Origin of the sequence: Psychrobacter sp. AOP3-A1-26, from assembly GCF_052378235.1 — a bacterium.
Classification (GTDB): domain Bacteria; phylum Pseudomonadota; class Gammaproteobacteria; order Pseudomonadales; family Moraxellaceae; genus Psychrobacter.
The window spans coordinates 1-11,682 of record NZ_JBQSXN010000096.1 but is presented as its reverse complement, the minus strand read 5'-3'; the positions used below and the strand labels follow the sequence as shown (position 1 = coordinate 11,682).

Annotated in this window: 7 protein-coding genes; 1 reads left to right on the top strand and 6 read right to left on the bottom strand. The window is 42.8% G+C overall.

Translation table 11 applies throughout. From position 1 onward, the window contains the following. The 4 genes from ACT3TU_RS12395 to ffh all read right to left on the bottom strand — a co-directional run bounded on the left by ACT3TU_RS12395 (position 1) and on the right by ffh (position 4,563). Entirely contained in the window at positions 1 to 891 is an 891-nt protein-coding gene (locus ACT3TU_RS12395; protein WP_444784431.1) for a class I SAM-dependent methyltransferase, read from the bottom strand. A gap of 83 nt (positions 892 to 974) precedes the next feature. Then, a complete protein-coding gene (locus ACT3TU_RS12390; protein WP_192523886.1) occupies positions 975 to 1,817 on the bottom strand; it encodes an undecaprenyl-diphosphate phosphatase in 843 nt (280 codons plus the stop codon). 193 nt (positions 1,818 to 2,010) lie between these two features. Next, positions 2,011 to 2,718, bottom strand: a complete 708-nt coding sequence (gene tsaB, locus ACT3TU_RS12385; RefSeq protein ID WP_444784432.1) for a tRNA (adenosine(37)-N6)-threonylcarbamoyltransferase complex dimerization subunit type 1 TsaB — start codon at positions 2,716 to 2,718, stop codon at positions 2,011 to 2,013. A gap of 294 nt (positions 2,719 to 3,012) precedes the next feature. After that, positions 3,013 to 4,563 carry a signal recognition particle protein gene (gene ffh, locus ACT3TU_RS12380; protein ID WP_192523887.1) on the bottom strand — a complete coding sequence of 517 codons (1,551 nt, stop codon included), beginning with the start codon at positions 4,561 to 4,563 and terminating at the stop codon, positions 3,013 to 3,015. A gap of 310 nt (positions 4,564 to 4,873) precedes the next feature. Between ffh and ACT3TU_RS12375 the strand changes: the two genes are divergently transcribed. After that, positions 4,874 to 5,665, top strand: a complete 792-nt coding sequence (locus ACT3TU_RS12375) for a cytochrome C assembly family protein (protein ID WP_444784430.1) — start codon at positions 4,874 to 4,876, stop codon at positions 5,663 to 5,665. Positions 5,666 to 5,791: 126 nt separating this feature from the next. On the opposite strand, the gene purU is transcribed toward ACT3TU_RS12375, so the two are convergent. Then, positions 5,792 to 6,721: a formyltetrahydrofolate deformylase gene (gene purU / locus ACT3TU_RS12370; RefSeq protein WP_192523889.1), complete on the bottom strand. Its 930-nt coding sequence runs from the start codon at positions 6,719 to 6,721 to the stop codon at positions 5,792 to 5,794. A 162-nt stretch (positions 6,722 to 6,883) separates the two neighbouring features. Continuing rightward, positions 6,884 to 11,682, bottom strand: a 4,799-nt coding sequence (locus tag ACT3TU_RS12365) for a hypothetical protein (RefSeq protein WP_444784429.1), incomplete at its 5' end; no start/stop codon positions are given.

The following is an 11,682-nucleotide window of genomic DNA, read 5'->3' as shown; positions in this document are numbered from 1 at the left end:
TCAAAAAAAATAACCATCAAAACGCACCGCTTCATTACTCCAGCTCTCGCTTGGCTCTCGATGAGCAAGTAACGGCGCAAATTGTGGACGCTTTACAATAACGCGACCTTGTTTTTGCCCCCGTTGACTGACGACACTTTGCGCGCTTTGTAGCAATTGCTGCTCTTCATCTAGCGTCGGCGGCCGTGCCAGCTGGTGCAGGGCTTGCATGTGCTTACCGACTTTGGCCCCTTTACCCGTTTTGCTATCTTGATAGCTATCGTCTGGAAACATAGGATCCAGATATACCACATCGATTAGCTGACTACTATCAGCGGAGGGGTTTTTATTAAAACTCTCAAAGTAACTGAGCGCATCGGTATTGATAATATGCAAACGTGACATCAGCTTTTGCCAGTTTGGCAGTGTACTCATACGCTGCTGCTCTGCGAGTAATAACAGCGCCATCAACGGCTGCTGCTCAAGCATAACCACATGCGCACCTGTACTGGCCAATATCAGGCTGTCATGCCCAAAACCAGCAGTGGCATCAATGATATGACTATCCGCGGTAATTTTTGCGGCTTGCAGTAATAGCTCAGACTTGCGCCCGGCACTCACCACTCGCCTCTGTAGTTTATCCCATTCAGGTGCAACGCTGAGTCCATCACTCAGCCATGAGAGCTTGTTTTTATCATCCAATAATAAAATAGGATGAGTGACAAGCGTAGTTAATTGCTGGCGGCGTTTTTGAGTCAATTTATCTGTGAGCAGCTCGGTATGTAAAATAATCGATAGCTTATACTCAGCGATTAGCGACTTTAGGCTCTCAACCTGACTTTTCTGCGACTCGCAAACATAAAGTAGTTGGCAGTCCATATCAGCATTCAGTATTGGTTTTAAACGGGTCATAACCGCCATTCCTTTTTAGTATCGACAGGCGCATTGATTACCATAAAAGCCATTCCACTATAAAACCATTCTATTATAATAGCTTAACCTGCCATTTGATAACCAAAGCCCCAAGCCGCTATTAATACCAATACACCAGTGATAATACGTACCCATGCAAAGATTTTAAAGTCACGACGGCTGACCCAAGCCACCAACAAGCGAATACAGAGTAAAGCAATGATGAATGACACCACTGTGCCAATACCTAACACCAACCAATCTTCACTACTGGTCAATACCTCATGATGCTTTAGCAAATCCAACAATGCCGCCCCTATGATGACAGGGATACCTAAAAAGAAGGAAAACTCAGCCGACGCTTTGCGCGAGACACCAAGCCACAGTGCGCCAATAATAGTCGCACCTGAGCGTGATGTACCAGGTATCAATGCCAGACATTGAAACAGACCAATCATCAAAGCTGTTTTTAGACTAACGTCTTCTGCTTCTTGTGCGATAATAGCCTTCGGGCGGTTTTCGACATAAAATATCAGCAAACCGCCAATGATGAGCATAATCGCAACGACGATCGGGTTAAATAAATAGGCCTTAATTTCATCTGCAAAGGTGAAACCAACGATCATCACTGGAATAGTGGCAACAATTAAGCTCAACCCAAGCTGCCTTGGATTATTCATCCCTTCCGCTTTACCCGTCAGTAGCCCCATGAGCGCCTGCCATAGCCTGCCCCAATAGTCATAGATGACGGCCAAAATAGCACCAATCTGCACCACCACCACAAACAAATCAACTTTTTCTTTGGTCCAAAATCCCATCAAATCAGCGGATAAAATTAAATATCCTGTACTGGAAATAGGTAAAAACTCAGTGATACCTTCAACGATACCCATGATGACAGTTTGAATTAATAAAATGATATCCACAATAGCGTTCCTAGATACAGATTTGTTGATTGCTCAATATAGCTTTTAGAGTATTTTTACATCGTACTTATAAGCAGTTCTAAATAAAATCGATACAATTGTAATAAAGTAAATAGCCACGTGCGCGCCACTCGTCTCGGTTTTAAAGTAAATCAACTATATAATGGCTATATATAATTACTATATATAATTGCTACGCTTTACCTTGTTCTTTTAGCGTCTTCCACGCTTGATTGCGCAGATACTTTGGTAGCGCATGCGCAGCATCCGTCCCACCAGTCGTCATAAACTGCGCAATACCCAATTGTCCGATGACTGTCGCATCCGGCCAAACCTCTTCATGGCAGACTTGTCCATCTTGGCTATTTAATAATATCGAACCATTACCAACGATAGGAATGTCTAGCGCAGTCTGGCTATCATAATCAAGTAACTGCTCAGTGCTATCGTTATCGTTGGTCAATACCGGTTGCATGATAGCAGTGGGGGTCGGTTCATCATTGGCAATGACAACCTCATACTGTCCAAAATAAACTTGCTGCATACGCGCATCAAGGGCGCTATAGACGTGCGTTAAGCCATGATTCTGATACGCACATTGGGCAATTGCTTGTAAGCTTGAAACGCCGACACAAGGAATATCATGTGCCACCGACAATGCCTGTACTACGGCCGTATTAATTCGTATCCCACTGAATGCGCCAGGACCTCGGTTAAATATGAGCGCTTGTATATCAGCAAGTGTCAGCTGAGCTTCAGATAAGGCGGTATCAATCATTGGCAGAATTTGCTGAGTCTGTTGGCGCTTGCCCGTCTCAGTATGACTCGATAGCACGTGACCACTGGCATCTAAAATCGCGACCGAACATTGATCAAACACGGTATCCATAGCTAAAAACATCATAACCTCGGCTGATAGTCTTGGCGTTACATATTCAGTTCAAAACAAAAGCGCTACGATTGTATTAAAGTGAATTCGTTATATATTGGCTTGCTCACTTGGTATTGTAAAAACGACCAGTGTCATAAAACAGCGCCTATCATAGCATTTAGGACAGATAAATTTGATGGCTTTCTGCTTTTTTCATATATTATCCATGATAATTTAGCCCAATCGAATAGCTATAAAAAACCTCAAAGCCCATTAGCTTTGAGGTTTTATCATAAAAATATTGCGAATACCAACGGCTCTTATTTAAAAACGTTTTTTAAAGCCCTTCGGTGCTTGATTTTGCATCTCTTGCATCTGCTTTTGCATCTCTTCGGTACTTGGCATATTATTTGGGTCAAGTCCCATCTGCTTTGCCATTTGCTGTGGATTCACATTTTTGGGGCCACCTTGCTGACCACTACCGCCGAATAATGGACCACCGCCACCTCCTCCAGCGCCGCCGCCACCCATTAAGCCTTGCATAGACTTCATCATTTTACCGATACCTTCAGGCTTTGAAATCATTTTCATCATTTTTGCCATTTGCTTATGTTGCTTGAGCAAACGATTGACGTCTTGAATCTCACGGCCTGAGCCAGTAGCGATACGGCGCTTACGGCTCGGATTAATTTTATCAGGGTTTTTGCGCTCATATGGCGTCATAGAATTAATCAATGCTTCCATCTCACGTACTTTCTCTTCTGGCTTAGCGTCATCAACGGCTTTTTGCATATCAGAGCCGCCCATACCTGGCATCTTGTCTAAGAAGCCTGCCATGCCGCCCATACTCTTCATTTGCTGAAATTGGGTCAGTAGATCCTCAAGGTCGAAATCACCGCCCTTCTGCATCTTTTTCGCCATTTTTTCGGCTTTATCACGGTCAATTTTTTGCTCAACTTCTTCAACCAGACTCAGTACGTCACCCATGCCAAGAATACGCTGGGCGATACGCTCAGGATGGAACAGCTCTAGCGCGTCGAGTTGTTCACCGCGACCTAAAATCTTAATCGGTTTACCAGTGATGGCGCGCACAGATAACGCAGCACCACCGCGCGCATCACCATCAGTTTTGGTTAAGATAACACCCGTCAACGGCAAAGCATCGTTAAAAGCTTTGGCAGTATTAGCCGCATCTTGACCGGTCATAGCATCGACGACAAACAGCGTCTCAGAAGGATTGACCGCAGCAGTCAAGGCCTTAATCTCATCCATCATGGTGTCGTCAATATGCAAACGACCCGCAGTATCAATAATCAAGATGTCTTGATATTGAATTTTAGCCTCTTCGATAGCGCGTTTGGCGATGTCAATCGGGTTTTCATCGGTCGTTGATGGCACGAACTTGGCATTGACCTGCCCTGCTACTTGCTCAAGCTGCTGAATCGCCGCCGGACGATAAACGTCGGCAGAGACCAGCATGACTTTTTTCTTATGCCGCTCTTGTAAAAACTTAGCCAATTTACCCGCCGTGGTGGTTTTACCCGCCCCTTGCAAGCCCGCAAGCAAATAAACAACGGGTGGCTTCCCAGTCATCTCAAGTTGTTGATTGGCACTGCCCATCATTTCGGTCAGCTCGTCATGGACGATTTTGACGAACGCCTGACCTGGTGCTAACTCTTTGAGCACTTCGGCACCAAGCGCTTGCTCTTTAACACGTTTTACAAAATCGCGAGTGACAGGCAGTGCCACATCGGCTTCTAGCAGCGCCATACGCACTTCACGCAAGGTGTCTTTGATGTTGTCTTCGGTCAACTGTCCAGTCCCAACGATATTACGCAGGCTCGATGATAGGCGTTCTGTTAAGGTATCAAACATAAATAACTCTCAGTTAAAATAATTCTCAGTTAAACCATCTAAATGGTCTATAAATAATCTTAGGATATATTAGGTCGCTTTTTTATAAAAGCAGTTATAAAAACCATTGCAAAAAACGATACATTATCAATACTATAGCATTAGGACATGTCGCAAAACGCTTGATTCTTAAGCTTATATATAAAGGAATAAGCAAGATGGCACTCAATTGGTGGCCATTTTATGATAAATTGGATGATTATTCTAATAATACCACTTTAGCATTAAATTGAGCGGCTTTTTGCGCTCATTATGAGATGAGGTTCTTATCTTGCAACTTGTATTCTTACTTGCTGGTATGGCTTATCTCTTAGTCAGCATTCACATTGGTTGGGCGCTGATTCAGAATAAACCCATTTATAAAAGCATAAGCTTAGGCCTATTGTCTATAGGTATGTTGGCGCATGCGACGCTACTTTATCCGCACGTGGTCACCCTTTATGGACTAAATTTTAACCTGTTCAATATCATCAGCTTGATCAGTTTATTTTTCTTATTTTTTTACGTCATGTTTTCTCTATACCGGCCTATTGTTAGTCTAGGCATCTTAGCCGCACCAACCGCATTCATAGGTATGGTAGTCGGCTATATTGGCCGTGCGCCTTATCGTCCGATTACTGATATCAGTATCGGGCTGGAAGCTCATATATTGCTATCGCTTGCTGCCTATTGTGTGCTGCTGATGGCCGCAGTACAAGCGCTGTTTTTGCGTCTACAAATCCGTGAGCTTAAGCATCAATCGATTCATCGATTTTGGGTCAATAAGCTGCCCTCTTTGCAAAGCATGGAAAGTCTGTTATTTGATATGCTGTTGGTCGGTTTTGTTCTGCTCAGTATCGCCCTCGGCATTGGCATTATCTATGTAGAAGACTTGATGGCACAACATCTTGCCCACAAAACTGTGTTTAGCCTGCTGTCGTGGTTATTATTTGGCGCATTGCTTTTAGGAAACTGGCGTGCAGGATGGCGTGGTAAGCGTGCCGCGAATATAACTATCTACGCTTTTATATTATTGGCGATTGGCTTTGTCGGTAGCAAGTTTGTGTTAGAGATGCTGTTATAAAACCACTTCTGCAGTAGTAGCATAGTAAAAAGCCGCAAGTATTATCATTTAATACTCGTGGCTTTTTTATTGAATATCTTTTCTTTTAATGGGCTATTCTCAATGTAAAACTACTTTAATTAGAAGCTAATTAAAAACCACTGTTTTATTTCCTGTCACAATCACGCGATTTTGCACATGCCAATTGACGGCACGCGCCAATACATTGCGCTCGATATCACGACCAATAGCTCGCAATTCCACTACCCCTTGGCGATGAGTCACACGGTGGACATCTTGCTCGATGATAGGCCCTTGGTCAAGCTCGGCCGTGACATAGTGCGCCGTCGCGCCGATGAGTTTGACGCCTTTATCGTAAGCTTGACGATAAGGGTCAGCGCCAACAAACGCTGGCAAAAATGAATGATGAATATTAATAACCTGCATCGGCCAACGTTTGACAAAATCAGACGACAATATCTGCATATAGCGCGCCAATACCAGCAAATCATTGCCAGCCATCAACTGATGAATCTGCGCTTCTGCCTCCACTTTATTGTCTTTGGTCACAGCAACATGATGGAAGGTAATACCAAAATTCTCTACCGCTTGACGTAAGTCTTCATGGTTACTGACGACCGAAGTTATCTCACAATCGAGCAATCCGCGCTGATGACGCCATAGCAAGTCTAATAAGGCATGGTCAAATTTAGATACTAAGATACCGACTTTGGTCTTAATCGCATTATTATGTAAGCGCCATTCCATATTATGGCGTTTGGCAACTGTATGGGCAAAGCTGGCTTCAAAGTTATCAATAATCTCACTCAACCCTGCTAAAGCAAACTCTAAACGCATAAAGTACTGACCGCCTTCGTGTGCGGTTGAGTACTGATCTAGGGTGATAATATTAGCGCCGTAGCGATGAATGAACTCAGATACCGCCTGTACAATACCGGCTTGATCGCGGCATTTAATAAGTAGCGTGGCGGTATCGATGGCTGTTTTATTAGATGAATTATTAAATAGTGTCGAAGATGAGTTTTTCGATGAGGTAATCGTTGCAGTGTCTGACATAGTACGCCCAATTAAAAATGAAACTTGCCTCTGACATTAAATGCTATCAGCAGCAAAGCAAACCGACTATTCTAATCGCTTTTACAAAAATTTGCTGATTGAGTTGATTGTTTTTAGTTATTGAGGTTATAAATACAAACTTTTATTCAGGGTATCTAATGGCTATTCGACTTTTAATACTTTACTAAACATTCTAAATCCATTATTAGTAACAGTCACTGTATCCCCTCTACTATATGCCTCGTTGAAGTTCATGATGTATGAATTGTAACCTTGCTGATGCTTGTTGAATGTTGTTTCCCCATTCCACAGAATAGAATAGTTAGGTGAATAAGGTGTCAAAGTGACTGTAGTCGATGCAGGAATTTTAGGCCTTTTCAAGTTGTCTTTTTCCTGAATATCAATATTTACGCTATTCACACAGATTGCACCACCAGCACCAAATGGACTTTCATTATCAATCCATGGGGTTTGAAGGTTTGAGCCATTAATGATCAAGTCACTTTCAGCTGATGGCAGGGTGTAGTTGATGCTTTGAGTGCTCTCACTACCATTTAAGAAGGTAGTGGCATCAAAACGTACTTTTACCCAGTTTGAATAGCGCATTGGGTAACGAATTTCAAAGTCAGCACGACCTTCATCATCCGTCACGAAAGTATAACCATCATCAGATAATGTACCACCAATAATAGCGACAGGATTAATAGCATCCAAGCTATCGTTGCCATTTTTATCTTCATTTAAGATTGGGTCTTTGTCTAAGGTGTAATTGTAATTACTATCCTCTGTTGGCTTCCAACCAGATCTTGAAGACTCAGATGTTTTTTCAGACTTTTGTAAAGGATCGGGAGTGCTGTCTAGTATAGGATCATCATTTTTATCTTTGACTACCTCGCCATCTTCATCAAGCTTAGGCACAGACGCCTTTTGATACGTGACAGTACTTTCTAACAAGCAGTATTTACCTTGTGCGTATTCAACTGCATAAGACTTAATAGACACTTCTTTATTTGGTACGGCGCGACCTGAGCCGTCCATGACAGAGATAGAACCACGTACTGTGTAATAAATATCATCAGAGGATAGTTTATTGGCAAATGCTAAAGTGGTATAGACCGCTTCCTCAGATACGGTAATGTTGGTGGTTTTAGTACCGATATTCGCACTATCATTTAACAAACGTCCATTGATGACTACGCCGCCAATCGGTGAGCTAGCATTGGCTGTATAAACCACACGTGCTTCACCTCTACGGTCTGTTATCGCGGTAGCAGCCGATAAGCGCCCTGCTGATGAGTCTGATGCACGGCTAAAGACGACTGTCTGACCTTCGACAGGCACATCATTTTTATCTTTGACCGTGGCAACTACTTCGGTGCTGCTACCTGGAGTGATAACTGATTTAACTGTTTGGAATAGCATCTTCGCAGGTGTCGTAGCACGGAAGCGTGTATCGGCTGTTACTTGATATTTTGGCTGACCATTTACATTCTCACCTAAAATGGTCGCTTGTAATACGGTAGTACCAGCAAGGCCAGACTTTAACCATACTTTTACAGTAACGACATTATCTTTAATATCGCTCGTTTTGATAGGCTTGCTGACAATGACCTTATCGGTAAACTTGTCTAAATAGTTGGGGATTAAGCTACCGATAGTCGTTTGTACCTCAACCGCCTTCCCTACAAGTTTTGCCGCCTGCTCTGCGCTATCAGCACGAATTTGTATTTGAATCTCTTGTGGCTCATTAACGTCATAAGTATCTTCAATGTTTATAAAACTGATACCCGCTTGCGAGACTTTAATCAAATCAATACTACTGATACTGCGCTGATCATTGATTTTATTTTCACCAAATGCACGAGCATAGACTTGCAGGTTACCATTGCTATCAAAGGTGAGCTTGTCTTCAGACAGTTCAAAGACCGCCTGTCCATCAGCATTAGTAGTTGCTGTCGCTGTTGGCGCAATAATGGTGCCATCAGCATTGACCAGCTCCATATCAGCATTAGCAATCGCTTGCCCTGCGCCATCGATAAGGGTGGTGCTAATAGTAGTGGCTTGACCATCTTTAAGCTTAGTTTCTGATGCGGTGATATCAATAATAGTACCAATCGCAGACAAACTTAGCGTTTTCCTTTCACGAACTTCTAGTGTTACGTCACCTTTAGCATCATAAACTGGCGTCGTAATCTTAGCTTCAATATCAATGGCATGATTTAAGCGCGCGTTGATGTTATTGGCCGCCAAAAGGATACCGACGTCAATTTGACCGTTGGCGTCAGTGGTAACCATACTTGGAGTGGTCAATGCCGCGCCGCTAGCAGCGAGATTGGCAATGCTCAGCTGTACTGGCACGCCTGCTAAGATACCGCCATTGCTATCGGTCACGCGGAAGGTTGCGTTGGTCTGGTCACCGCCGGTCGTCAATGTGGACTTGTCTGAGGTGACTAGTATTTGATAGTTATCGATAGTTGCGGTATCGACGGCGACGATATAGCTTTGCTCTAATTTAGTATTTTTAGCAGTGGTCGTGGTTGCCGTTAGCTTAATACCTTTTTCAAGCAAGGCCTGATCGACGTTTGCGCCTGATTCAAGCTTTAGATCAAAGGTAGCCACGCCATCACTGTTAGTCGTCGCCGTACCGTTGGTTATGCTAACGCCCGTTTTAATTGGTTCATCAACGTTTAAGCGAACCTCGCGACCCTTAACAGCGCTATCTTTATCAGCGACGCGTACAAACACTTTAAAGCTATCACCTTTGGTATTGACGACTTTATTGGCGCCGATAGTTAGGTTTTCTTTAGTACCATTAAGATCTGGAGTTTCCGTACTGACAGTAGCACTTTTAGTAACGATATTGCCACTAGCGTCCGCGGCTGATAACACAATATCAAAACTATTCCCAATGGCCTTTTTCTGATCCTCAGTTAAGTTATTGGGTACGGCAATAGTAAATACGGCTTTACCCGAATTATCAGTCGTTTGGCTACCAGATACCAAGGTAACCCCTTTACTGGCGACAGTAGCTGGCAGCGCAAGAAAAACTTTTTGACCAGTAACGATATTGTTATCTTTGTCTTGTGCAATCACCGTTATTTGTGTCTCACCACCATTTAAATTCAACGGTTCTGATTGGGTGTTGCTCAACAAGACGGCTGCGGTCATAGACTGGACTTCGACAGTTACCTTTTGTGTTTTACCCGTTACTGACTCAGTCAGTGTTGCTGTTAGAGATTTACCTTTTAATGCTTCTTTTTCATCATCAGTCAAGTTACTAGGCACGACAATATCAAAGCTAACGACACCATTATCATCAGTATCCGCTTTAATATTTGCTGAACCTAGTTGTCCATTAACGGTCAATAATTGTGCCAATTTATTATTATCAAACACTAAACTGACAGCTTGACCACCAATTAAAGTCTTATCAGTTTGATTGTTCAACTGAGCTTGAATGACTTTGTTATCACCCACATTGTTGAGTTTATAAGTCGCTTGATTACTGCTGTTTAAGATATCTAATACAACTTTGGGTTTACTGATAGCGACTTTTTTTATTACAGAGTCATATTTGATACCGCTTTCAACATAAGACAGTTGGTAATTGATACCCGCAGCTTTCAAGTCAGTACGCTGTGCGGTAGTGAGTCCTTCTGGAATAGTAATTTTAAAGGTAGTCTCACCATTAAAATCAGTACTGTTGCTGACTTTGTCGAGCGTGACGCCATAGTCTTGTGCTTTTTTACCCAGTTGGATACTAACTTCTTTGTTTTTAATCGGCTGATTAGGTTCTTGTTTGTCTGTTAGTCTGACATTCACAAAGCCACTACCGCCAAGCTCACTAATTGTTGGGCTTGTAATAGTGGAAAACTCTAAGCTCGTTGCTGGCTGAACTACATCAACTTTCTTTTCAATTTTTGCTTCCTTACCATCACCATCTATTAAGATAGCAGTGTAAGGAATATCCGAGTCAACTAGCGCTGTCCGCTCTTCTTTACTTAGATCTTGACTAAGGTTGACGGTAAATTTCGCATTACCGGCTTCGTTTGTTGTTTGTTCATTACCTTGAATGCTGACTCCCGGCAAACCCTTAATCACAAGTTTTATTTTTTCCCCAGCTGCGGCATTACCGTTAGAGCGTTTAGCAGATACTTGGATCTCAAACTGCTTGTCTGTGACAGTGACCACCTTAGGTGAGCTGATAGAGGTTAGTTTGATATCGCTTTTTTCTACAGCTGAACTAATTTCTATAGACGAGCTGCTAATAGTACTACTTGCACCCGATGCTTCAACCGCTTTAGCAGTTAACACAAAGTCTTTTTTCGCTTCCAGCTTATCTCTCTGTGATTTAGTCAAACCTGCTGGAACACTAACTTTATAACTGACTACACCTTTACTATTGGTAGTTTGTGTCGCAGCACTATCTAAAGTCAGTAAGCCAGAGTCGACTAGAGCTTTTGGCAAAGTTGCTGTGACATCTCGATTAGCAATTACCCTACCATTTTTATCATTTACTCGGAAGCTAATAATAGCGCTGTCACCTGAGCTTGATAATTGTTTTTTACTACTATCATTAAAACTGATGTCATACTTTGCAGCGGGTATCTCAACGCCACTCTTATCCTTTGCTACAGTCACTGAATGATTGGGCTCAGACAACGTTACCGTGTAACTGATACCATCTTTAGCAAGCGCCTTGCGCTCTGCTGCTGTTAATGTTGGAGCTACAACGATATCTACTACCGCTTGTCCTTTGGCATCAAGGGTGAGCGTCTCAGTGCTTAAACTTACGCCTTCGATGGTTTTATTGAGCTTAATAGATACCTTTGCCTCATTGATTTTTGTCGGTACTTTATTGTTGGCAGGGCTAGCATTAATAGTGAGTGTTTGTTTCTCACCATAGGCATTGATAGCATTTGAGTTGCCAGAGATGGCAAGCTTATAATCTGATACAGGTA